Raw genomic sequence first — 23,969 nt, 5'->3', positions numbered from 1 at the left:
TGCCCCCGGATATCGCCTCGTCAGAACCGTGACAACGTTGTTATTCGCCATCCCGGCGGAACGGTGGGCGGGCGATGCGGTGATGCCGTTCGTCCTCGACCGGATGTACGGGTCTCAGCCGCCCTCCGGTTCCGGCGTCCCTCAACGGGGGCTGAGCCAGCGGTAGCAGAGCTCCGGCCGCCCCACCTGCCCGTACTGCGGGCTGCGTTCGGCGCGGGCCGCGTCCACCAGGTGCTCCAGATACCGCCGGGCGGTGATTCGCGAGATGCCCACCGCCTCGCCCGCCGCGTTCGCGGTGACGCCCTGCGTTCCCGAGTCGCGCAGGACGCGCGTGACCGCCTCCAGCGTGGGACCGCTCAACCCCTTCGGTAGCGCGGCCGGCTGGGGCGCGCGCAGCGCGGCGAGCGCGCGGTCCACCTCGTCCTGGCCGCTCGCCTCACCGGCAGTCGCGCGGAACTCGGCGTAGCGGACGAGCCGGTCGCGCAGGGTCGCGAAGGTGAACGGCTTCAGTACGTACTGCACGACGCCGAGCGAAACGCCCTCCCGGACGACCGTCAGGTCGCGCGCCGAGGTCACCGCGATCACATCGGCGGTGTGCCCGGCCGCGCGCAACGACCGTACGAGCTGGAGCCCGTGGCCGTCCGGCAGATAGAGGTCGAGCAGCAGCAGATCCACCGGTTCGCGCTCGAGATGGCGCTGCGCCTCGGTGCCGGAGTGCACGCTCCCGGCGACGGCGAAGCCCGGCACCCGTCCGACGTAGAGCGCGTGCGCGTCGGCGGCGACCGGGTCGTCCTCGACGACCAGGACGCGGATCGCCGGGCGGCCGGTCATGCGCGCACCTGCGCGGGCAGCGGCAGCCGGACGGTGAACTCGGCGCCGCCGTCGGCCGACCGGCCGAGCGTGATGGTGCCGGCGTTGCGGCGGACGGCCTGGCGGACGAGGGCCAGGCCCAGGCCGCGGCCGGGGCCCAGCCCGGCCTTCGCCGAGGGGGCCTTGGTGCTCCAGCCGCGCCGGAAGATCTCGTCCATCTCGGTGGCGTCCACGCCGGGCCCGGTGTCCGCGACCCGGAAGAGCAGTTCGCCGTCCTCGGCGCGGGCCGTGACGGTGACCTTGGCGCGGCGGCCCGCCCGGCCCTCGGTGGCCGCGTCCACGGCGTTGTCGAGGAGATTGCCGAGGACCGTGACGAGGTCGCGCGCCGGCACGGTGTCGGGGAGCACGCCGTCGTGGATGCTGCTGTCCGGGGTGAGTTCGAGCTCCACCCCGCGCTCGTTCGCCTGGGCCGCTTTGCCGAGGAGCAGCGCGGCGAGCACCGGCTCGGCCACGGCTCCCACCACGGTGTCGGTGAGGGCCTGGGCGAGTTCGAGTTCGGCCGTCGCGAACTCCACGGCCTCGTCCGCCCGTCCCAGCTCGATCAGCGAGACGACCGCGTGCAGTCGGTTGGCGGCCTCGTGCGCCTGGGAGCGCAGGGCCTCGGTGACGCCACGCACCGAGTCCAGTTCTCCGGAGAGCGCCTGCAACTCGGTGTGGTCCCGCAGGGTCACGACGGTGCCGCGCTTCTCGCCGCTGGAGACGGGTGAGGTGTTGACCACCACGATCCGGTCGGTGGTCATGTGGACCTCATCCACCCGCTCCTCGGTGGCCAGCAGCGCGCCGGTGAGCGGGGCGGGCAGGCCCAGTTCGGCGACGTTCCGTCCGACCACGTCCGCACCGACGCCGAGCAGTTCCCGCCCGGCGTCGTTGATCAGGGCGATCCGCCGCTGCCCGTCCAGCATCAGCAGCCCTTCGCGCACCGCGTGCAGTGCGGCCTGGTGGTAGTCGTGCATACGGCTCAGCTCGGTCGCGTTCATCCCGTGGGTATGACGACGTAGCCGGGCATTCACCACATACGTCCCGATACCTCCCAATATCACCGCTCCGGCCGCGACCGGCAGCAGACCGGCCAGCTGCCGCTCCACCTGGGCGCTGATCCGCTCGACGGTGATGCCGGCGCTCACCAGCCCGATGATCCGCCCGTCCCCGTTCGCGCCGTCCCGTATCGGGGTGACCACGCGGACGGACGGGCCGAGCGTGCCGGTGTAGGTCTCGGTGAAGGTGCGGCCGCGCAGTGCCTCGGCCCGGTGGCCGAGGAACGTCTCGCCGATCCGCTCGGGGTCCGGGTGGGTCCAGCGCGTCCCCTGCGGATCCATCATCGTGACGAATGCCACGCCCGCCTCCTTGCGGACCTTCTCGGCGTACGGCTGGAGCACCGCGGAGGGGGCATCGCCGTGGATCGCGGTCCGGACGGAGGGGGAGTCGGCTATGGCGCGGGCCGCGGCGGTCGTCTGGCGCTCCGCCGCGTCCTCGGCCTGCTGCCGGGCGGTGAGGTACGCGAAGACCGCGCACCCGGCCACCACGGCAGCGACCAGCACGACCTGCATCGCGAAGAGCTGGCCGGCCAGGCTGCGGGGACGGGGACTGCGCATGGCTGCCAGTCTGCCTGGCCTCCGGCGCGGTGCGGAGATCCGTTCGTGAACGAAATGAACGCAAGGGAGACGCAAGTCACAGCGTGGAGGATATTCAGCTGGACGTCCAGGACGTGAGCCGCACGTACTGCGCCAGAACAAGGAGACAACCGTGGCTGCGCAAACCCCGCCACACCAGCCGCCGGTGAAGACCGGCGGGAGCAAGAAGCGGGACCGGACCCACTACCTCTACCTCGCCGTGATCGGAGCAGTGCTCCTCGGCATCGTGGTCGGCTTCGCCGCGCCCGGGGTGGCGGTCGAGCTGAAGCCCCTGGGTGACGGTTTTGTGAACCTGATCAAGATGATGATCTCGCCCATCATCTTCTGCACCATCGTGCTGGGCGTCGGCTCCGTACGGAAGGCCGCCAAGGTCGGTGCGGTGGGCGGGCTCGCGCTCGGCTACTTCCTGGTCATGTCCACCGTGGCGCTCGCGATCGGCCTGGTGGTCGGCAACATCCTCGAGCCCGGTTCCGGGCTGCACCTCACCGAGGCCGCACGCAGCGCGGGCGAGGCGCAGGCCGAGGGCACGGCCACGTCCACCCCGGAATTCCTGCTCGGCATCATCCCGACCACGCTCGTCTCCGCCTTCACCACCGGCGAGGTGCTGCAGACCCTGCTGGTCGCCCTGCTCGTCGGCTTCGCGCTCCAGGCCATGGGGTCCGCCGGTGAGCCGGTCATCCGCGGTATCGGGCACATCCAGCGGCTGGTCTTCCGCGTGCTGGCGATGATCATGTGGGTCGCGCCGATCGGCGCCTTCGGTGCCATCGCCGCCGTGGTCGGCGAGACCGGCCTCGACGCCCTCAAGTCGCTCGCGATCATCATGATCGGCTTCTACGTCACCTGCCTGCTGTTCGTCTTCGTCGTTCTGGGGCTGCTGCTGCGGGTGGTCGCCGGGGTCAACATCCTGGCGCTGCTGAAGTACCTGGCCCGGGAATTCCTGCTGATCCTCTCCACCTCCTCGTCCGAGTCGGCGCTGCCGCGCCTCATCGCGAAGATGGAGCACCTGGGTGTCAGCAAGCCGGTCGTCGGCATCACCGTGCCGACCGGCTACTCGTTCAACCTGGACGGCACCGCGATCTACCTCACCATGGCCTCGCTCTTCGTCGCCGAGGCGATGGGGGACCCGCTGTCGCTGGGGCAGCAGATCTCGCTGCTCGTCTTCATGATCATCGCCTCGAAGGGGGCAGCGGGTGTCACCGGCGCGGGCCTGGCCACACTCGCCGGCGGTCTGCAGTCGCACCGGCCCGAACTCCTCGACGGCGTCGGCCTGATCGTGGGCATCGACCGCTTCATGAGCGAGGCCCGGGCGCTGACGAACTTCGCGGGCAACGCGGTGGCCACCGTCCTCGTCGGCACCTGGACCAAGGAGATCGACAAGGCCCGGGTGAACGAGGTGCTCGCGGGACGGGTGCCGTTCGACGAGCGGACGCTCCTCGACGACAGCCACGGCGGGAGCGGCGGCGACCGGGGCCCCCTCGACGGTGTGCCGGGACAGCCCGGGGACGGCGTCAAGGAGAAGGCCCCCGCATAACGCGGGCCGCACCCCTCCGGGTCATCCACCCAAAAGAAATCCCCCGGCGAATTGACAGCCGGGGGATTTCTTTGCGTATATTGAAGCTTTCGCGACTTCGTAGATATGGGTCGCAGAAAAGTGCTGAGCACAGCATATCCGGGTGGGAGTGGAATTGTCAAACACAGAATCACCGGACGAGGAATTGCAGGACGAGCAGCAATTCATCGACCACGTCTACGAGCGGGTCGACGCCCTGCGCAAGGCCGCCGAGGACTCGGTGGCCGAGGCGATGGCGCCCGTGGGCAACGGGCGGCAGGCGCTCGCGGAACGGGACGTCGTCGTCGCCGAACGCTCCGGGCTGCTCGCCGCTCTGAATGCGGTCGACGGTTCTCTCTGCTTCGGGCGCATCGATCTCGCCTCGCTGCCCGGCACGTCCTCCTCCGGCGGCGGCGCGGAGCGCGACGGCAAGGAAAGCGGTGCCCCGGAGACCGGGGATACGGAGAGCCGCGGTACGGAGGAAAGCGCCGGTACGGAGGAAAGCGCCGGTACGGAGGAAAGCGCCGGTGCGGGGGAAGGCGCCGCGTATCACATCGGCCGCATCGGAATCCGCGAGGACGACGCCGACCGCACCCCGATCCTGATCGACTGGCGCGCCCCGGTCGCCCGCCCCTTCTACCTCGCCACCGGCCATACGCCGATGGGCCTGCGCCGCCGCAGACACATCACCACCCAGGGCCGCACCGTCACCGCCCTCCACGACGAGATCCTCGACCTCGCCGACGCCACCCGCACCGGCCACGAGGACCCCTCAGGCGACACCGTCCTCCTCGCCGCGCTCAACTCCGCGCGCACCGGCCGCATGAGCGACATCGTGCAGACCATCCAGGCCGAGCAGGACCGCATCATCCGCGCCCCGCACCGCGGTGTCCTCGTCGTCGAGGGCGGCCCCGGCACCGGCAAGACCGCGGTGGCGCTGCACCGCGCCGCCTTCCTCCTCTACGAGCACCGGGAACTGCTCGCCCGGCGGGCCGTCCTCATCGTCGGGCCGAACCCCGCCTTCCTCGGCTACATCGGCGAGGTCCTGCCCTCCCTGGGCGAGACCGGCGTCCTGCTGTCGACGCTGGGCGAGCTGTACCCCGGCGTCCACGCCACCGCCGCCGACACCCCGCACGCCGCCGCCGTCAAGGGCCGCGCGGAGATGGCGGACGTCCTCGCCGCCGTCCTCGCCGACCGCCAGGCGCTGCCCGACCCCGTCATCGCGGTCATCCACGACCGGGAGGCGCTGCTGCTGGACGCCGACCTCGTCCGGGTCTGCCGTGACCGGGCCCGCAGGACGAAGCTCCCGCACAACCCGGCCCGCGAGTACTTCGAGGGCTTCCTGCTCAACGAGCTGACCGACATGCTCGCCGAGCGCATCGGCACCGACCCCTACGACGGCACCAACCTCCTCGACCCGAGCGACATCTCCCAGTTGCGCGAGGAGCTCGACGCCAACCCGGACGTCCATGCCGCCGTCGAACAGCTGTGGCCGCGCCTCACCCCGCAGCGCCTGGTCGCCGACTTCCTCGCGGCCCCCACCCACCTCTCTGCCGAGGACGCCGACGCCGTCCGCCGCACGCGCGGCGCATGGACCCCGGCCGACGTCCCCCTGCTCGACGAGGCCGCGGAACTCCTCGGCCAGGACGACCGGGCCGCACGTGCCGCGGCCGAGCTGGAGCGGCAGGAGCAGATCGCGTACGCACAGGGCGTGCTGGACGTCTCGTACGCCTCCCGGACGTATGAGTTCGAGGACCGGGACGACGAGGACTCCGAGGTCCTCGGCGCGCACGACCTCATCGACGCCGAGCGCATGGCCGAGCGGCACGAGGAGGCCGACCACCGTAGCGCCGCCGAGCGGGCAGCCGCCGACCGGACCTGGGCGTTCGGCCACATCATCGTCGACGAGGCGCAGGAACTCTCGCCGATGGCATGGCGGTTGCTGATGCGGCGCTGCCCCACCCGCTCGATGACCCTCGTCGGCGACCCGGCGCAGACGGCGGAGGAAGCGGGCGCCGGGTCGTGGAGCCGGATCCTCGACCCGTACGTGGAGGACCGCTGGGAGCACACCCGGCTGGCCGTCAACTACCGCACACCGTCGGAGATCATGGACGTCGCGGCGGCCGTGCTGCGCACCGAGTACCCGGACTTCGAACCGCCCAGCTCGGTGCGGTCCACCGGTACGCGCCCCTGGTCGCGCGCGACCGATGCCGAGGGCCTCGCCCGCACCGTGGCCGAGCGGGTCGCGGAGGCCGCCGAGGACGAGGGGCGGCTCGCCGTGATCGCCCCGCCCGGCCTGCACGACGAACTCGCCGCGCACCTGCCGGACGCGACAGCCGGGGACGAGCCCGACCTGACGCGGCCCGTGGTGCTTCTCCACCCCCGTCAGGCGAAGGGGCTGGAGTTCGACACGGTCATCGTCGTCGAGCCGTCCCGCTACACCACCAGTGATCTGTACGTCGCCCTGACCCGGGCCACGCAGGCGCTCGGCATCGTGCACACCGGGGAGCTTCCGAAGGCGCTGGAGGCGGTCGTCTGACCTGACCGGCCCGGCCGGGCCCGGCGGGAAACCGGCGGAAAGCCCGGCCGGAAAGCCGTACGGGCCCGCGGACTTGGTCGTCCGCGGGCCCTTCTCCGTACCCCGCCGGCGCCTGGCCGTCGTTGTCGCGGTCGTCAGGCCGGCCGCAGCCAGATCGTCGCCAGCGGCGGCAGCACGGGCGTGATGCTGTTGCCGTGTCCGTGCCACGGCGTCGGCTCGGCCTTGAGCAGATCGGGGTTGGTGACGTCCCCGCCTCCGTACCGCGCAGCATCCGTGTTCAGGATCTCCAGCCAGCCCGAGTGCCGGCCCGGAACGCCGAGGCGGTAGTCGTGCCGGATCACCGGCGAGAAGTTGCTCACGCACAGCAGCGGATTGCCGAACGCGTCGTACCGCGTGAAGGCGAAGACGTTGTCGTCCGCCGCTCCGCCCTCGACCCAGCCGAAGCCCGCGGGTTCGGTGTCGCGCTCCCACAGGGCGGGCTGGTCGAGATAGGTCCGGTTCAGGTCCCGCACCAGATCGCGTACGCCCCGGTGGTCGCCCGCCGAGTGGTAGGTGTCGTCCAGCAGCCACCACTCCGGGCCGTGCGCCTCCGACCACTCCGCGCCCTGCGCGAACTCCTGTCCCATGAAGAGGAGTTGCTTGCCGGGGTGTGCCCACATGAAGCCCAGGTACGCCCGGTGGTCGGCGCGCCGCTGCCACCAGTCGCCCGGCATCTTCGTCACCAGGGCCTGCTTGCCGTGCACCACCTCGTCGTGCGAGATGGGCAGGACGTAGTTCTCGCTGTACGCGTACACCATCGAGAAGGTCATCTCGTTGTGGTGGTGCTTGCGGTGGACCGGCTCCTTGGACATGTAGCCGAGGGAGTCGTGCATCCAGCCCATGTTCCACTTCAGGCCGAAGCCCAGCCCGCCGAATCCGCCCGGCCCGGCGTGGTGGGTGGCGCGGGTGACGCCGTCCCAGGCCGTGGACTCCTCGGCGATGGTGACGACGCCGGGGCAGCGCCGGTAGACGGTGGCGTTCATCTCCTGGAGGAAGCGGACGGCGTCCAGGTTCTCCCGTCCGCCGTGCTCGTTGGGGGACCACTGTCCGCCCTCGCGCGAGTAGTCGAGGTAGAGCATCGAGGCGACGGCGTCGACCCGCAGGCCGTCGATGTGGAACTCCTCGCACCAGTACACGGCGTTGGCGACCAGGAAGTTGCGCACCTCGGTGCGTCCGTAGTCGAACTCCAGCGTGCCCCAGTCCGGGTGCTCGGCCCGATTCGGGTCGGACGGTTCGTACAGCGGTGTCCCGTCGAACCGGGCCAGTGCCCAGTCGTCCTTCGGGAAGTGAGCGGGCACCCAGTCGACGATGACGCCGATCCCGGCCTTGTGCAGCGCGTCCACCAGGAACTTGAAGTCGTCGGGCGTGCCGAGGCGGGCGGTCGGGGCGTAGTACGAGGTGACCTGGTAGCCCCATGAGCCGCCGAAGGGATGCTCGGCGACCGGCATCAGCTCGACATGGGTGAAGCCCAAGTCCTTGACGTAGGCGGGCAGTTGATCGGCGAGCTGCCGGTACGTCAGTCCCGGCCGCCAGGAGCCCAGGTGCACCTCGTACACCGAGAAGGGCGCCTCGTGCACACGGCGGTCGGCGCGGTGCGCCATCCACTCCTCGTCGTCCCAGACGTACCGGGAGGCGGCGACGACCGAAGCGGTCTCGGGCGGGCACTGGGTGCGCCGGGCCATCGGGTCGGCCCGCAGCGAGTGGGATCCGTCGGCGCCCGCGACGTCGAACTTGTAGAGCGTGCCCTCGCCGACGCCGGGGAGGAACAGCTCCCACACCCCGCACGACCCCAGCGAGCGCATCGGAGAACCGCTGCCGTCCCAGAAGTTGAAGTCCCCGGCGACCCGGACGCCTCGGGCGTTCGGCGCCCAGAGCGTGAACCGGGTTCCCTCGACCCCCCGATGGGTCATCGGATGCGCGCCGAGCGCGCGCCACAGCTCCTCGTGGCGGCCCTCGGAGATCAGATACAGGTCGAGTTCACCGATGGAGGGCAGGAAGTGGTACGCGTCGTCGACGGTGAGCGTGATCTCGTCGTACGCCACCTCCAGCCGGTACTCGGGGATCTCTCGGAGCGGCAGCACACCCGCGAAGACCCCGCTCTCCTCGTGCATCAGCTCCGCGCGCAGCCCGCCCGCGACGACCGTGACCGAGCGGGCGAAGGGGCGCAGCGCGCGGAAGGCGACGCCGCCGGGGGAGGGGTGCGCGCCCAGCAGCGCGTGCGGATCGTGATGCTCCCCGGCGAGCAGCCGCCGCCGCTCCCCGGGATCGAGCGGCGGCGCGGGCCGGACTCCCGTACGGCCCGAGCCGGGCCGTACGGTGCCCCGCCCACGAGCGGTCCCGGTGGCGGTGCCTGACGTGACGTCAGTACCGGTGGCGGCGGACGGTACCGGCGCCGCGTCCGGCGCCGGGGCGGATCCGGATTCCCTCACCGGAGGCACGGGAGTTGCGTCGGACGAGCGGGTCTCGGGCGAGGGACGGCGGGTCACGGGGTGGGTCCTCCTCGGACGGGCGGGCGTCGGGCGTCCGCCGTACGGCGGCGGGGCGGCCTCCCGGGAACGGGAGTCGGAGCGGGCTGCACCGGCCCCGGGACACCCGCCCCGCCGAGGGAACGAGTGACCCGGAGCCGGCGGATCATACGGATGTCGCACGGCGACGTCCGTATGAGGTCATACGGGGGAGTTCGTACGGGGTCATGCGGACGGCGGTCGGGGCGAGGCGTCCGGCGCGGGCCGGGCACCGGCATCGGACCGGCCGGGCCCGTCGCCCCCTGCGCCCGGTACCGCGGGCGGTCCCCCCGGTCCCGGTCCGCTCCCGGGCGCCGGACGCGCCTTCGGGGCATGGCCCTTGGGCGCAGGCGCGGCAGCGGCCGCCGCGTGGTGGGGGCGGGCGAGCCGCTCGATGGCGGCCATCGGCACCGGTAGCCAGTCCGGCCGGTGCCGGGCCTCGTAGAGCACCTCGTACACCGCCTTGTCCGTCTCGTAGGCGCGCATCAGTTCCGGCTCCCGGCGCGGGTCCGTGCCCGCCGCCTCCGCGTAACCGTCGCAGTACGCCACCCGGTTGCGCTTCGCCCACTCCAGCGCCCAGGCGGACGAGTCGGGTCCGGGGCGGCAGGCGCGGGCCGCGTAGTCGAAGGAGCGCAGCATGCCGGCGATGTCGCGTGCCACGGGCTGGACGCGGCGGCGCTCGGCCATGGGGCGGGCCGGTTCGCCCTCGAAGTCGATGAGGGCCCAGCGGCCGTCGCGCGCACCGCGCAGCGTCTGGCCCAGATGCAGATCACCGTGTATGCGCTGAGCGGGCCAGGTGCGGCCGCTCCGGCCCAGTTCGGCCAGGTTGTCGAACGCGGCGCGGAGCGGATCGCGGTAGGGGCGCAGCGCGGGGACGGAGGCGGCCGCCGCGTCCAGACGCGCCGTCATGCCCGCCGCCAGCAGCTCGATCTGCCGCCGGCGCATGACCGCGGTGGGCAGGGCGTCCGCCAGTGCGGTGTGCACCTCGGCGGTGGCCCGGCCGAGCGCACGCGCCGATCCGGTGAAGTCGGCTCTGACGGCCAGGGAGTTGAGGGCGAGCTGCCAGCCGTCGGCGGAGCCGCGCAGATACGGCTGGAGGATGCCCAGCGTCATCGGTTCGGCCGTGGGGCTCTCGAACCACGCGGTGGGATGGGGCACCCGGTCGCACCCCGCGCGGGCGAGCGCCAGCGGCAGTTCGAGGTCCGGGTTGACGCCCGCGCCGACCCTCCGGAAGACCTTGAGGATGAACGCATCGCCGTACACCACCGAGGAGTTGGACTGCTCGGCGGTGACGGGACGGGGGATCAGCCCGGAGGGGATGGAGGTGGACGGAGCGCGGATGAAGCGCAGCGCCCCGAGCCGCCCCGGAACCCGGAGCCGTTCCAGCAGCAGCCCGGCGAGCCGCGGATCGTAGAGCGCCTCGTAGACCGTGCGGCCGTGCAGCGGGCCGCCGGTGGGCCGGCCGATCAGGGCATGGGCGAGCTGCGGCGGCAGCACGGACCGGATGCCGAGCAGCAACTGGTAGCAGTTGCCGCCGCCGGTCTGCGGCCGGGAGGACGGCTGCTGGGCGGTGACGAGGAGATGGAGCAGTCCCGGCGACGCGCCGCCCGCCCCGCAGGGCAGCAACTCGGTCGCCGAGACCAGGGTGAAGCCCGTGATCGGCGTGCCTTTGCCCGCGAACCACCGCTGGCGGGGCAGCCATTCGCGCAGAAGCGGTACGAGAGAGGGCATCAGCCCCCGGTCGGTTCCCGTCCCGGCGTCGGGTGCACGGGACACAGGGGCAGGGGTGGCCGCACGGGTCGGGTTGGCGCGGGTCGAGCCTTCCGACATGGCGTCGCGTCCTTTCCCCGGGCACACCACAGATGGGCAGAGTGTCCCGGATTGCGGCAAAGCTGTCCGGCGGTGCGGGACGTGTCGGGAGAGGATCGTCCGTACAGGTAGAGCGATTGGACTACTCGCTGTACAGCGCTGCCTTCGCAGCGTGGTGCATGAGGAAGAGCGTGCCCATGGCGGGACGACGGAAACCGAAGGGGCGCCATCCCGCCATGTCGCGGGACATCAGAGCGCGATGTCCAGGGGCGGCGCCGGATCCGGGCCGGTACGGAACGGGTTCGGGAGGGTACGGCCGGGGTCGGCGGCGACCGCCGCGCCTGCCCCCGGCGCTCCGGCGGACTGCGCTCCGGGCGCGCGCAGCCTGAACCAGTAGAAGCCGTGCCCCGCGAGCGTGAGCAGATACGGCAGCTCGCCGATGGCCGGGAAGCGCACCCCGCCGATCAGTTCGACGGGGTGGCACCCGTTGAACGTCTGCAGATCCAGCTCGGTGGGCTGGGCGAACCGCGAGAAGTTGTTCACGCAGAGGACGAGGTCGTCCTTGTACTCGCGGAGGAAGGCGAGTACCGCCGGGTTGCTGGACGGCAGTTCGGTGTACGAGCCCAGGCCGAACGCCGGGTTCTGCTTGCGGATCTCGATCATCCGCCGGGTCCAGTGCAGCATCGACGACGGCGACGACATGGACGCCTCGACATTGGTGACCTGGTAGCCGTAGACCGGGTCCATGATGGTCGGCAGATAGAGCCGCCCCGGATCGCAGGAGGAGAAGCCCGCGTTGCGGTCGGGCGTCCACTGCATCGGGGTGCGTACCGCGTCCCGGTCGCCGAGCCAGATGTTGTCGCCCATGCCGATCTCGTCGCCGTAGTAGAGGATCGGCGAGCCGGGGAGGGAGAGGAGCAGGGCGGTGAACAGCTCGATCTGGTTGCGGTCGTTGTCGAGCAGGGGCGCGAGCCGTCGGCGGATCCCGATGTTGGCGCGCATCCGCGGGTCCTTGGCGTACTCCGCGTACATGTAGTCGCGCTCTTCGTCGGTGACCATCTCGAGCGTCAGCTCGTCGTGGTTGCGCAGGAAGACGCCCCACTGGCAGCCGGACGGGATGGCGGGGGTCTTGGCGAGGATCTCCGAGACCGGGTAGCGGGACTCGCGCCGCACCGCCATGAAGATGCGCGGCATGACGGGGAAGTGGAACGCCATGTGGCACTCGTCGCCGCCCTTGGCGTAGTCGCCGAAGTAGTCGACGACGTCCTCCGGCCACTGGTTGGCCTCGGCGAGCAGCACGGTGTCGGGGTAGTGCGCGTCGATCTCGGCGCGGACCCTGCGCAGCATCTCGTGCGTCCGCGGCAGGTTCTCGCAGTCGGTGCCCTCCTCGGCGTAGAGGTAGGGCACGGCGTCCAGGCGGAAGCCGTCGATGCCGAGGTCGAGCCAGAAGCGCAGCGCGGAGACGATCTCCTCCTGCACGGCCGGGTTCTCGAAGTTGAGGTCCGGCTGGTGGGAGAAGAAGCGGTGCCAGTAGTACTGCTTGCGCACCGGGTCGAAGGTCCAGTTGGACGCCTCGGTGTCGACGAAGATGATGCGCGCGTCCTGGTACTGCTTGTCGTCGTCGGCCCAGACGTAGTAATCGCCGTACGGCCCGTCGGGGTCGGTGCGCGACTGCTGGAACCACTCGTGCTGGTCGCTGGTGTGGTTCATGACGAAGTCGATGATCACGCGCATGCCGCGCTGGTGCGCGGCGTCGACGAACTCCACGAAGTCGGCGAGGTCGCCGAACTCGGGGAGGACGGCCGTGTAGTCCGAGACGTCGTAGCCCCCGTCGCGCAGCGGGGACTTGAAGAACGGCGGCAGCCAGAGGCAGTCCACCCCCAGCCACTGGAGGTAGTCGAGCTTGGCGGTGAGGCCCTTGAGGTCTCCGACGCCGTCGCCGTTGCTGTCCTGGAAGGACCGTACGAGCACTTCGTAGAACACCGCGCGTTTGAACCAGTCGGGGTCCCGGTCCTTGGTCGGGGTGTCTTCGAAGGTGTCCTGGACGGGCTCGTTGACGATCATGTGGTGGGTGACCCTCCGATCGGTGAGGACGGTCGCAGGGTGCATACGTGCGCGGGCGCGATGCCCGGCTCGAGGCGCACGTAGGTGTCCCTGCCCCAGTGATAGGTCTCGCCGGTGAGCTCATCGCGCACCGGGACGGACTCGTGCCGGTCCAGGCCGAGTTCCGGCATGTCCAACGAGACCGTCGCCTCCTGGGTGTGGTGGGGGTCGAGGTTGACCACGGTGAGGACGCAATCGCTCCCGGATCGCTTGGAGTAGGCGATCACCGCGTCGTTGTCGGCCCGGTGGAAGTGCAGGCTCCGCAGTTGCTGCAGGGCCGGGTGGCGCCGCCGGATCCGGTTGAGGGTGGTGATGAGCGGCGCGATGGTGCGGTTCTCGCGTTCGGCCGCCTCCCAGTCACGCGGGCGCAGCTCGTACTTCTCGGAGTTCAGGTACTCCTCGCTCCCGCTGCGCGCCGGGGCGTTCTCGCACAGCTCGAAGCCCGCGTAGACGCCCCAGGCAGGGGAGAGGGTTGCGGCGAGCACGGCGCGGACCTCGAAGGCGGGGCGGCCGCCGTCCTGGAGGTAGGCGTGCAGGATGTCGGGGGTGTTCACAAAGAAGTTCGGCCGCATGTAGGACGCGGCGTCCCCGGAGAGTTCGGTGAGGTACTCGGTCAGCTCCTGCTTCCCGTTGCGCCAGGTGAAGTAGGTGTAGGACTGCTGGAAGCCGATCGCCGCGAGCGCGTGCATCATCGCGGGCCGGGTGAACGCCTCGGCCAGGAAGATGACATCGGGATCGGTCCGGTTGATGTCCCCGATGACCTTCTCCCAGAAGGCGATGGGCTTGGTGTGCGGGTTGTCCACCCGGAAGATCCGCACCCCGTGGTCCATCCAGAAGCGCAGCACCCGCAGCGTCTCCCGCACGATGCCGCGCAGATCGGCGTCGAACGCGATCGGGTAGATGTCCTGGTACTTCTTCGGCGGGTTCTCGGCGTACGCGATGGTGCCGTCGGCGCGGTGGTGGAACCACTCGGGGTGCTTCTCCACCCACGGGTGGTCCGGCGAGCACTGGAGCGCGAAGTCGAGCGCGACCTCCATACGCAGGTCGCGCGCCTTCTCCACGAAGCGGTCGAAGTCCTCGATCGTGCCGAGGGCGGGGTGGATCGCGTCATGGCCGCCGTCGGGAGAGCCGATCGCCCAGGGCGAGCCCACGTCGTACGTGCCCGCGGAGAGGGAGTTGTTCGGGCCCTTGCGGTGGGCGGTGCCGATCGGGTGGACCGGCGGGAGGTAGAGGACGTCGAAGCCCATGGCGGCGATGGCGGGCAGGCGTTCGCCGGCGGTGCGGAAGGTGCCGCTGACCGGGGCGCGCCCGTCCCTGACGAGGGCTCCCTCCGAGCGCGGGAAGAACTCGTACCACGACCCGTACAGCGCGCGGCGCCGTTCGACCTGGAGCGGGAGGGGGCGGGAGGAGCTGACCAGTTCGCGCAGCGGGTGACGGCCGAGGGTCTCGACGACCTCCGGGGTCAGGGCCGCGGCCAGCCGGGCGGCCGGGGGCCGGAGTTCGTCGCGCAGCGCGTCGGCCGCCTGCAGGACGCCCTCGCGGCCCTCGCTCTTGGGGACTCCTGCGGCGGCCTGTTCGTGGAGCTCCGCGCCCTCCGCGAGGACGAGCTCGGTGTCGATGCCCGCCGGAATCTTGATCCCGGCGTGGTGCCGCCAGGTGGCGACCGGGTCGCCCCAGGCCTCCACCGTGTACGTCCAGCGGCCCTCGGCGTCGGGCGTCACCTCGGCGCCCCAGCGGTCGGTGCCGGGCGCCAGTTCGCGCATCGGGGTCCACGGCCCGGCGCGTCCGCCCGGATCGCGCAGCACCACATTGGCGGCGACCGCGTCGTGGCCTTCGCGGAAGACGGTGGCGGCGACGAGGAAACTCTCGCCGACCACCGCCTTCGCCGGGCGCCGCCCGCAGTCGACGAGCGGGTGGATGTCGAGGACGGGAATACGTCCGATCACGGAATCACCTGGAAGCGTCGCTGTTTCAGCCTTTTTACGGGCTTTTGTACTTTCTATCGGCTTCATGGATGAGGGACGGGCTGCGGGCATGGACGCTCCTGTCCGCGTTCACTCAGGTGGGCGACTGTGTCCTGCGGCTGTAGCGCGGCGTGCTCGTTCCGTTACCGGATGAGCCTGCCCCGGGGGAGCGCGCCCCCAACCCGGCGACGCGGTGGCTACTGCCGCGTAAGGGCAAAAACGCGCAACGGCCCCGCGGCGTGTGCCGCGGGGCCGTAACGGCACCGGAATCGCCCTGCCGGTGCCGGTGCGTCAGTTCTTCACTTGCAGGAGGCGGTTCGGCGAGCCGAGGCCCGCACCGCCCACCTTGTCCTGCGCGGCCCGGTCCACCAGCGCCTTGGCCACACCGGCCGGACGCGCGGACGGATGGTCGCCCAGATACACCGCCGCGGCGCCCGCGGCGTGAGGCGCCGCCATGGACGTGCCGGAGATCGTCTCGGAACCGGAGTTCGAGGAGTTCCAGGCCGACGTGATGTCGACGCCGGGCGCGAACAGGTCCACCGTTCCTCCCCAGTTGGAGAAGGAGGCCCGGCTGTCGGTCCGGTCGGTCGCGCCGACGGTGATGGCCTCGCTCACCCGCGCGGGTGAGAAGAGGTCGGCCGGGAGGTTGTCGTTGCCGGCGGCGACGGTGAACGTCACCCCGGCGGCGATCGCGTTGCGCACGGCCGCGTCGAGCTGGGAGTTGAGCAGCCCGCCCAGACTCATGTTCGCCACAGCGGGTTTCCGTGCATGCGCGGCGACCCAGTCGATTCCCGCTATGACCTGGGCCGTGGAGCCCGAACCGTCGCTGTCGAGCACGCGTACGCCCACGACGCGGGCCTTCTTGGCCACGCCGTACGCGCTGCCGGCGATGGTTCCTGCGACGTGCGTGCCGTGGCCGTTTCCGTCGTTCGCGACCGCGTCGTCGTCCACGAAGTCCCAGCCGCTGGAGGCCCGGCCGCCGAAGTCCCGGTGCGCGGTGCGTATGCCGGTGTCGATGACGTACGCCGTCACTCCCGACCCACCGCCGCCGGGCCAGGTGTAGGACTTGCCGAGCGGGAGGTTGGCCTGATCGAGGCGGTCCAGGCCCCAGGAGGGCGGGTTCACTTGCGTTCCGGCGAGCGAGACCTCGGTGTCCTGGACGACGGAGGCCACGCCGGGGTCGGCCGCGAGCCGTCTGGCCTGCCCCGGGGGAAGCCGTACCGCGTAGCCATTGAGGGCGGCGCCGTAGGTGTGGCGTATCGACGCGCCGTACTTGCGGGCGAGGTTCTTGCCTGCGTCGGAGCCGGCGGCCATGCCCCCCGAGCCGGACTTGAGCGTGACGATGTAGCTGCTGCCGATCGCGCCGGGCGAACCGGCGCCCACTATGCGGCCCTCGGAGGGAGCGGCCTGCGCGGGCAGTGTGACGGCGGAGAGGACGGCCGCGGTGGCCGCCGCGGTCACGGCCGCGGACAGACGCACATGCTGACGTCGGGTCAATGACATGGGATCCCCTTCCTCGGACCTCGGGTCAACCCGTTGTTCACAGTTTCGTCATGCGTCACTCTCGACAAACCGACTTGTACGCTTCTCAACAAACTCCCCACGCGGGTGCACCCATCGGGCGCATGGAAGCACAACGGGGGTTGTGCCGTGGTTTCTCCCGGTTCTGCACGGCTACCGTCGAAGCGTGAAGGCCATTCGTCGATTCAGCGTGCGTCCCGTCCTTCCGGAACCCCTACGACCGCTCAGCGAACTGGCGCGCAATCTGCGCTGGTCCTGGCATCCCGAGACCCGTGAGCTGTTCCAGGCCGTCGACCCGGAGGGCTGGGATGCCGCCGGGGGCGACCCCGTACGGTTGCTCGGCTCCGTGTCCGCCTCGCGTCTGGCCGTCCTCGCCGGGGACCGCAGGTTTCTGCGGCGCCTTGCGGCAGTGGCCGACGACCTCGACGACTATCTCCAAAACCCCCGCTGGTACCAGACCGCGGACCCCGATCTGCCCACCGCCATCGCCTACTTCTCGCCCGAGTTCGGCATCACCGCGGCCCTCCCGCAGTACTCCGGCGGTCTCGGCATCCTCGCCGGCGACCACCTCAAGGCCGCCAGCGACCTCGGCGTCCCGCTGATCGGCGTCGGACTGCTCTACCGGCACGGCTACTTCCGGCAGTCCCTCTCCCGCGACGGCTGGCAGCAGGAGCAGTACCCCGTCCTCGACCCCAACGAGCTGCCGCTGTCCCTGCTCCGCGAACCCGATGGCCGGCCGACCGAGATCGCGCTCGCCCTGCCCGGCGGCCGCTCCCTCGGCGCGTACGTCTGGGAGGCCAGGGTCGGGCGTGTACCGCTGCTGCTCCTCGACTCGGACGTGGAGGAGAACGACCCGCGCGCCCGCGACGTCACCGACCGGCTCTACGGCGGCGGCAGCGAGCACCGGCTCCAGCAGGAGATACTGCTCGGCATCGGCGGCGTCCGCGCGGTCCGCGCCTACTGCCGCATCACCGGCCACCCCGGGCCCGAGGTCTTCCACACCAACGAGGGCCACGCCGGTTTCCTCGGCCTGGAGCGGATCCGCGAACTCCGCGGGACCGGAATGGACTTCGACGCGGCCCTCGAAGCCGTCCGCGCGGGCACCGTGTTCACCACTCACACCCCCGTCCCGGCGGGCATCGACCGCTTCGAGAAGGATCTCGTCGCCCGGCACTTCGGCGACGGCGGCGAGCTGCCCGGCCTCGACCCCGGCCGCATCCTGGAGCTCGGTCTGGAGAGCTACGAGGGCGGCGAGCCGGGCCTGTTCAACATGGCCGTGATGGGGCTGCGCCTCGCCCAGCGCGCCAACGGGGTGAGCACCCTGCACGGCAGGGTCAGCCGGGAGATGTTCGCCGGGCTGTGGCCGGGGTTCGACCCCGAGGAGGTGCCGATCACCTCCGTGACCAACGGCGTGCACGCGCCCACCTGGGTCGCGCCCGAAGTCCTGCGGCTCGGCGCCGGCCGGGTCGGCGCGGTCCGCGCCGAGGACGCGCTCGGCGCCGAGGACGCGCTCGCCGATGGTGGCGCGCCGCGCCGGGACCTCGTGGCCGGTGTCCCGGCCGAGCAGATCTGGGAGTTGCGCAGATCGCTGCGCGAGCGCCTGGTCGAGGAGGTGCGGGCCCGGCTGCACGCGTCGTGGCGGCAGCGCGGTGCCGGCACCGCCGAACTCGGCTGGATCGACGGGGTTCTCGACCCGGACGTGCTCACCATCGGCTTCGCCCGCCGGGTCCCCTCGTACAAGCGGCTCACCCTGATGCTGCGCGACCCCGCCCGGCTGACCCGGCTGCTGCTCGACCCCGAGCGGCCGGTGCAGATCGTCGTCGCGGGCAAGGCGCATCCGGCGGACGACGGCGGCAAGCGGCTCGTCCAGGAACTGGTGAGGTTCACCGACGATCCGCGGGTGCGGCACCGCATCGTCTTCCTTCCCGACTACGGCATGGGGATGGCCCGGAAGCTCTACCCCGGGTGCGATGTGTGGCTGAACAATCCGCTGCGCCCGCTGGAGGCGTGTGGCACCTCCGGCATGAAGGCCGCTCTCAACGGGGCCCTCAATCTCTCGGTGCTGGACGGCTGGTGGGACGAATGGTGCGAGCCGGACTTCGGCTGGGCCATCCCCACCGCCGACGGCGCCGCCACCGATGAGGAGCGACGCGACGACCTGGAGGCCTCGGCCCTCTACAAGCTGCTGGAGGAGCGGATCGCCCCGCGCTTCTACGACTGCGGGCCCGGCGGACTGCCCGACCGCTGGATCGAGATGGTCCGGCAGACCCTCGTCCGCCTCGGCCCCAAGGTCCTGGCCGGGCGGATGGTCCGCGAGTACGTGGAGCGGCTGTACGCTCCGGCCGCCCGCGCCGACCGGGCCCTCGACGCAGCGTCGGCGGGTGAACTGGCGGAGTGGAAGCGGCGGGTGCGCGCGGCCTGGCCGGGCGTGACCGTCGACCATGTGGAGACGGGGACCGCCGCGGCGGTGGGCGGCAGCGCCGAACTGGGGGCGACGCTCTCGCTGCGGGTCCGGGTGGCCCTGTCCTCGCTGAGCGCCGACGACGTGGAAGTCCAGCTCGTAGCGGGGCGGGTGGACGCGGAGGACCGGATCACGGACGGGGTGGCGGTGCCGCTCAAACAGGCCGGGGGACCGGACAGCGAGGGCCGGCTGCTGTACGAGGGGCCGCTCGCGCTGAACCGTACGGGCCCCTTCGGCTACACCGTACGGATTCTGCCGGCGCACCGGCTGCTGGCGGGCGGAGCGGAGATGGGGCTGATCGCCGTTCCCTCACCGGCCATGGGTGAGGCGGCGGGTGTGCTGATGCGCTGAGCCGGCGGGTGTCCGTGACCGGTCCGGGCCATGTGACGGGCCGGACTCGGTGCCGGGGTCCGGGTCATGTGACGGGCCGGACTCGGTGCCGGGGTCCGGGTCATGTGACGGGCCGGACTCGGTGACGGCCCGGACTCGGTGAACCGCCGGGGTCTGTGACGGGCCGGCTCCCGGAGACAGCACTTCGGCCTTCTCCCGTGATCAGGGAGAAGGCCGAAGTGTTCACAGCACACAGCACTTGCTCGGTGAGGGCGATGCCCGGGGGCGAGGAAGGGCGTCCCCGGGCATCGCCCGGTCCGGTGTCCCGGCGCTTACTTCACGTTGACGCCGGTCCAGGCGGCCTCGACACCCTTGGTCTCGGCGCTGTCCTTGCCGTAAAGGTCGTCCGCGGCCTTCACGGTGGCCTCACGAGCACCCTTGTAGTCGGTGTTCGTGGTCATGTAGGTGGTCAGGGCCTTGAACCAGATCTGCTCGGCCTTGTCACGGCCGATGCCCTTGACCTCCTTGCCGTCGGCGGTCGGCGAGTCGTACTTCACACCGTTGATCTCCTTCGCGCCGCTGCCCTCGGACAGCAGGTAGAAGAAGTGGTTGCCGACGCCCGAGGAGTAGTGGACGTCCTCGTTGCCGATGCCCTCTTCCCAGTTGTCCTTGGACCCGCCGTCCTTGCTCGGCTTGTCCATGTAACGCAGGGGAGTGCCGTCGCCGTTGATGTCGATCTTCTCGCCGACGAGGTAGTCGCCCACGTCCTCCTTGTTCTCCGCGTTGAACTCCACGGCCGCGGCGAAGATGTCGGAGGTGGCCTCGTTGAGACCGCCGGACTCGTCCGCGTACTCCAGGCCGGCAGTCGCAGCGGTGACACCGTGCGTCATCTCGTGCGCGGCGACGTCGATCGAGGTGAGCGGGTGCTTGTCGCCCTCACCGTCGCCGTACGTCATGCAGAAGCAGGAGTCGTCCCAGAAGGCGTTGACGTACGCCTTGCCGTAGTGGACGCGGGTGGTGGCACCCTTGCCGTCACCCTTGATGCCGTCCCGCTTGTGGACCTTCTTGTAGTAGTCCCAGGTCAGCTGAGCGCCGTAGTGGGCGTCGACGGCGGCGGTCTGCGGGTCGTCGGCCTTGCCGGTGCCCCACTTGTCGTCGTCGTCGGTGAAGAGCTTGCCTTCGCCCTCTTCCTTGCCACCGAGGTCGCTCGTGGTGTGACCACCGCGGTCGGCGTCCTTGAGCGCGAAGCCCGAGCCTTCCTTGCTGGTGCTCAGCTCGACCTTGCCGCTGTACTGGCTCTCACCGGAACCGGTGTGGATGGCCTGGAACTCGTGCAGCTTCTTGCCGGTGTTGGCGTCGCTGATGACGTGCAGCTTGCTCGGCGTGCCGTCCTTCTGGACCCCACCGGTGATGGTCTCCCAGGCGAGGACCGGCTTGCCGTCGGCCGCCCAGATCACCTTGCGGGGCTCGGCGCCGCCCTTGGCCTTGGCGCCCTCCTCCGACTTGGCGAAGGAAACGGCGCTCTTCTCGGCGGCGGCCGGGGTGACCTTGGCCTGGGTGGAGGCGACGGTGATCTTCGCCTTCGTGGCCTTGGTCACGCCCTCGGTGGCGCCGCCCTTGGCCTTGTGCACGATGAGGTCGCCACCGAGGACGGGCATGCCGTCGTAGGTGCGCTCGTAGCGGGTGTGGACCGTGCCGTCGGCGTCCTTGACGACGTCGCGGACCACGAGCTTCTCCTTGGCGCCCAGAGCCAGGGACTTGGCGGTGGCGCCGGCCTCGGCCTCGGCGGCCTTCAGCATCTCGACGCGCTGCGAGCCGGAGAGCAGCGTGGGGGCTGCCGACTTGTCGCCCGCGGGGGTCGCGTCGGCTCCACCGGCGACACCGGCCGCGAGCATCGCGCCGGAGGCGACGACGGCGGCGGCGATGGCCAGCTTCGAACGACGGGCTATGTGGGGGGTTGCTGAACTCACACGAACTCCTATGAAGGTGGGGGGTTAGGAGGTGCTTGTTGGAGCTTGACTCGGAAGCCTGCCACTCCTTGCACGAACATGTCAGGATGCGTGCACGATGTTGGCCGATTTTCGTTCGATGCGCAATGCTCAATGTTCGGATTACGAACGAGAGGCGCCCCGGACCAAGAGGCCCGGGGCGCCGCCGCGTTCAGCTGGAGCCGGCTTCGACACGAGGTCAGAAGGTCAGCTTCCAGCCGTTGATGCGGCCCGTGTCGATGCTGTAGACGTCCTGGACACGGAGCTTCCAGGTGCCGCCCGCAGCCTCGGACGAGGCGTTGACCGTGTACGTGGCCTTGACGTTGTCGGCCGAGTCGACAGCGCTCGAGTTCTTCAGCCGGTAGGCGGTCCCGTCCGGAGCGACCAGGTCGATGACCAGGTCACCTCGGTAGGTGTGGATGATGTCCACGTCCACCTTGAGGCTGCTCGGAGCGTTTCCGCTTCGGCTGACATTGATCGGTGACGTGACCGCCGCACCTGCGTCCGGGATGGACACGTCATCGGTGTTCTCGAAGACGCTTCCGCCGCCCGTCGGGTTCACTGTCCACGTGAACGAAGTTGTACCGGTCTTGTTCGCGGAGTCCTTGACCGTGACCGTGACGTTGCTGGAACCGGCTGTCGACGGCGTACCCGAGATCAGTCCGGTCGAGGCGTTGATCGAGAGCCCGGCGGGCAGACCGGTCGCCGTGTAGCTCAGCGCACCGGTGTTGGTGCTGGTCGCCTTGATCTGCAGGCTGGCGGGCTGCCCCACCGTGCTGGACTGGTTGCCCGGGCCGGTGACGGTGACGCCGTCGTTGATGCGGGTGCCCACGTTCACCGCGGCCCAGGCGTTGGCCACCGCGTTGTACGAGGCGCTGCCCTGGCCGAAGAGGCCTGCGGCGGCCTCGAGCGTGGCCGTACGGGCGCCCGCGTAGTTGGTGTTGGAGCTCATGCGCTCGGTCAGCGCCTTGAACCACACCTTCTCGGCGTTGGCCCGGCCGATCCCGGTGACCGGCTGGTTGTCGTACGTCGGTGAGTTGTAGGTCACACCGTTGATGACCTTCTCGCCGCTGCCCTCGGACAGCAGATAGAAGAAGTGGTTCGCGACACCCGAGGAGTAGTGGACGTCCACATTCCCGATACCGGAGTACCAGTTGTCCTTGGACGCCCCGTCCTTGCTGGGTTTGTCCATGTAACGCAGCGGGGTGCCGTCGCCGTTGATGTCGATCTTCTCGCCGACGAAGTAGTCGCCGACGTCCTTGGAGTTGTTGGCGTAGAACTCCACGGTGGCGGCGAAGATGTCCGAGGTCGCCTCGTTCAGGCCGCCGGACTCACCGGCGTAGACGAGCTTCGCGGTCGCGGCGGTCACGCCGTGCGTCATCTCGTGGGCCGCGACGTCGATGGAGGTGAGCGGCTTGGCGTTGCCGGAGCCGTCGCCGTAGGTCATGCAGAAGCAGGAGTCCTGCCAGAACGCGTTGACGTAGTTGTTGCCGTAGTGGACGCGGGAGTACGCGCCGACGCCGTCGCCGCGGATGCCGCTGCGGCCGTGCACGGTCTTGTAGTAGTCCCAGGTCAGCGCCGCACCGTAGTGGGCGTCCACGCCGGCGGTGGCGGCATCGCTGTTGGTGCCGTTGCCCCAGGTGTCGTCGGCGTCCGTGAAGAGCGTGCCGGTGCCGGAGCTGCCGTGGTTGAGGTTGTACGTCTTGTGGCTGCCGCGGGTGGTGTCGGTCATCGAGTAGCTGCCGGCGGACCCGGCGGTGCCGATGGTGACGTCACCGCTGTACTGGCTCTTGCCGGTGCCCTCCATGACGGCCTGGTACTCGTGCAGCGTCTTGCCGGTCCGCGCGTCACTGATGACGTGCAGCTCGTTCGGCGTGCCGTCGTGCTGCAGACCGCCGACCACGGTCTCCCAGGCGAGAACGGGCTTGCCCTCGGCCACCCAGACCACCTTGCGCGGCGCCTTGTCGGCCTCCGTGCTCTTCGAGCCGTCGGCCTTCGCCGCGCCCAGGGCCTTGGCCTCGGCGGCGCCAGCACTGACCCGGGGGGTCGTCGACGGGACGGCGACCCTCGACTTCACGGCCTTGGTCACGCCTTCGACCGCACCGGACTTCGCCTCGTGGACGATCAAGTCGCCGCCGAGGACGGGCAGTCCGGCGTAGGTGCGCTCGTAGCGGGTGTGGACCGTGCCGTCGGCGTTCTTGAGGACGTCCCGGACGACGAGCTTCTCCTTGGCGCCGAGGCCCAGGGACTTGGCGGTCTCGGCCTTGGTGGCGTTCGCCTCGCGGATCAGCTCGGCACGCTGGGCGGGCGAGAGCTTGGCCGGCAGCGCGCCCGGGTCGGGCTTCGCGGCGATGGTGCCGCCCGGTGCCTTCGTCTCGGGACCGGCGGTGGCGGTGCCGGTCTGGACGCCGACGGCGAGCATCGCGGTGACGGCGACCACGGCGCCGGTGGCGACGGCTCGTCGACGAGGGTTGCGGGGGGTGCGTCTCACGCGGACTCCTTCTGCTGTGGCCGCGCCGGGTCGGGCGTCGGCCCAGGGGGACCGGACGGCATGGGTTGTGCCGCCGGGGCAGAACAAGCAGTTCGCAGAACAGGTGGAACCTGGAAGAACAGGCAGTACCTGTGGGGGGAGACGTACAGCCGTGCAGGCGTGGCCGGCGT

At 70.7% G+C, this 23,969-nt stretch carries 11 protein-coding genes and 1 pseudogene; 3 read left to right on the top strand and 9 right to left on the bottom strand.

Annotated elements, in window-relative coordinates:
• Nucleotides 1-141: 141 nt before the first annotated feature.
• Nucleotides 142-831 (bottom strand): response regulator, encoded by a 690-nt coding sequence (locus tag ACGFNH_RS09640; protein WP_393652492.1) that lies wholly within the window; start codon nt 829-831, stop codon nt 142-144.
• Nucleotides 828-2,462, bottom strand: coding sequence for an ATP-binding protein (locus ACGFNH_RS09635; RefSeq protein ID WP_393652491.1), 1,635 nt, complete (start codon nt 2,460-2,462; stop codon nt 828-830). The genes ACGFNH_RS09640 and ACGFNH_RS09635 overlap by 4 nt, the downstream gene beginning before the upstream one ends.
• 151 nt (nt 2,463-2,613) lie before the next feature.
• On the opposite strand from ACGFNH_RS09635, the gene ACGFNH_RS09630 reads away from it, so the two are divergent.
• Both ACGFNH_RS09630 and ACGFNH_RS09625 read left to right on the top strand, forming a co-directional pair.
• Nucleotides 2,614-4,032, top strand: a complete 1,419-nt coding sequence (locus tag ACGFNH_RS09630; protein WP_393652490.1) for a cation:dicarboxylate symporter family transporter — start codon at nt 2,614-2,616, stop codon at nt 4,030-4,032.
• A 154-nt stretch (nt 4,033-4,186) separates the two neighbouring features.
• The gene (locus ACGFNH_RS09625) at nt 4,187-6,589 is read left to right on the top strand and encodes a HelD family protein (RefSeq protein WP_393652489.1); all 2,403 of its coding nucleotides are present in this window, start codon (nt 4,187-4,189) and stop codon (nt 6,587-6,589) included.
• Nucleotides 6,590-6,723: 134 nt separating this feature from the next.
• Here the strand turns inward: ACGFNH_RS09625 and glgB are convergent, their stop codons facing one another.
• The 5 genes and pseudogenes from glgB to ACGFNH_RS09600 all read right to left on the bottom strand — a co-directional run bounded on the left by glgB (nt 6,724) and on the right by ACGFNH_RS09600 (nt 16,511).
• Nucleotides 6,724-9,057 (bottom strand): 1,4-alpha-glucan branching enzyme, encoded by a 2,334-nt coding sequence (gene glgB, locus ACGFNH_RS09620; RefSeq protein ID WP_393652488.1) that lies wholly within the window; start codon nt 9,055-9,057, stop codon nt 6,724-6,726.
• 261 nt (nt 9,058-9,318) lie between these two features.
• Complete coding sequence (locus tag ACGFNH_RS09615; RefSeq protein ID WP_393652487.1) at nt 9,319-10,962, bottom strand: phosphotransferase; 1,644 nt, start codon at nt 10,960-10,962, stop codon at nt 9,319-9,321.
• 345 nt (nt 10,963-11,307) lie between these two features.
• Nucleotides 11,308-13,005, bottom strand: a pseudogene (treS, locus tag ACGFNH_RS09610) (maltose alpha-D-glucosyltransferase); the annotation flags it as partial.
• Nucleotides 13,002-14,990: an alpha-1,4-glucan--maltose-1-phosphate maltosyltransferase gene (locus ACGFNH_RS09605; protein ID WP_393652486.1), complete on the bottom strand. Its 1,989-nt coding sequence runs from the start codon at nt 14,988-14,990 to the stop codon at nt 13,002-13,004. The gene ACGFNH_RS09605 and the pseudogene treS, both read right to left, overlap by 4 nt.
• A 309-nt stretch (nt 14,991-15,299) precedes the next feature.
• Nucleotides 15,300-16,511 (bottom strand): S8 family peptidase, encoded by a 1,212-nt coding sequence (locus tag ACGFNH_RS09600; protein ID WP_393652485.1) that lies wholly within the window; start codon nt 16,509-16,511, stop codon nt 15,300-15,302.
• Between the two features lie 184 nt (nt 16,512-16,695).
• Between ACGFNH_RS09600 and glgP the strand changes: the two genes are divergently transcribed.
• Nucleotides 16,696-19,341 (top strand): alpha-glucan family phosphorylase, encoded by a 2,646-nt coding sequence (gene glgP, locus ACGFNH_RS09595; protein ID WP_393652484.1) that lies wholly within the window; start codon nt 16,696-16,698, stop codon nt 19,339-19,341.
• Between the two features lie 311 nt (nt 19,342-19,652).
• Here the strand turns inward: glgP and ACGFNH_RS09590 are convergent, their stop codons facing one another.
• Nucleotides 19,653-21,290: a M4 family metallopeptidase gene (locus ACGFNH_RS09590; RefSeq protein WP_393652483.1), complete on the bottom strand. Its 1,638-nt coding sequence runs from the start codon at nt 21,288-21,290 to the stop codon at nt 19,653-19,655.
• A gap of 217 nt (nt 21,291-21,507) precedes the next feature.
• Nucleotides 21,508-23,730 carry a M4 family metallopeptidase gene (locus tag ACGFNH_RS09585; protein ID WP_393652914.1) on the bottom strand — a complete coding sequence of 741 codons (2,223 nt, stop codon included), beginning with the start codon at nt 23,728-23,730 and terminating at the stop codon, nt 21,508-21,510.
• Nucleotides 23,731-23,969: the final 239 nt, after the last annotated feature.

Origin of the sequence: Streptomyces sp. NPDC048639 (assembly GCF_043199075.1) — a bacterium.
Lineage (GTDB): Bacteria > Actinomycetota > Actinomycetes > Streptomycetales > Streptomycetaceae > Streptomyces.
The sequence above is the reverse complement of the archived record's forward strand: the minus strand, read 5'-3'. Positions and strand labels throughout refer to the sequence as shown.

Excerpts from the sequence above, each read along its gene's own strand:
- ACGFNH_RS09640 (WP_393652492.1), bottom strand. The coding sequence starts at position 831 with ATGACCGGCCGCCCGGCGATCCGCGTCCTGGTCGTCGAGGACGACCCG.
- ACGFNH_RS09635 (WP_393652491.1), bottom strand. The coding sequence starts at position 2,462 with ATGCGCAGTCCCCGTCCCCGCAGCCTGGCCGGCCAGCTCTTCGCGATG.
- ACGFNH_RS09615 (WP_393652487.1), bottom strand. The coding sequence starts at position 10,962 with ATGTCGGAAGGCTCGACCCGCGCCAACCCGACCCGTGCGGCCACCCCT.
- ACGFNH_RS09600 (WP_393652485.1), bottom strand. The coding sequence starts at position 16,511 with ATGTCATTGACCCGACGTCAGCATGTGCGTCTGTCCGCGGCCGTGACC.
- ACGFNH_RS09585 (WP_393652914.1), bottom strand. The coding sequence starts at position 23,730 with ATGCTCGCCGTCGGCGTCCAGACCGGCACCGCCACCGCCGGTCCCGAG.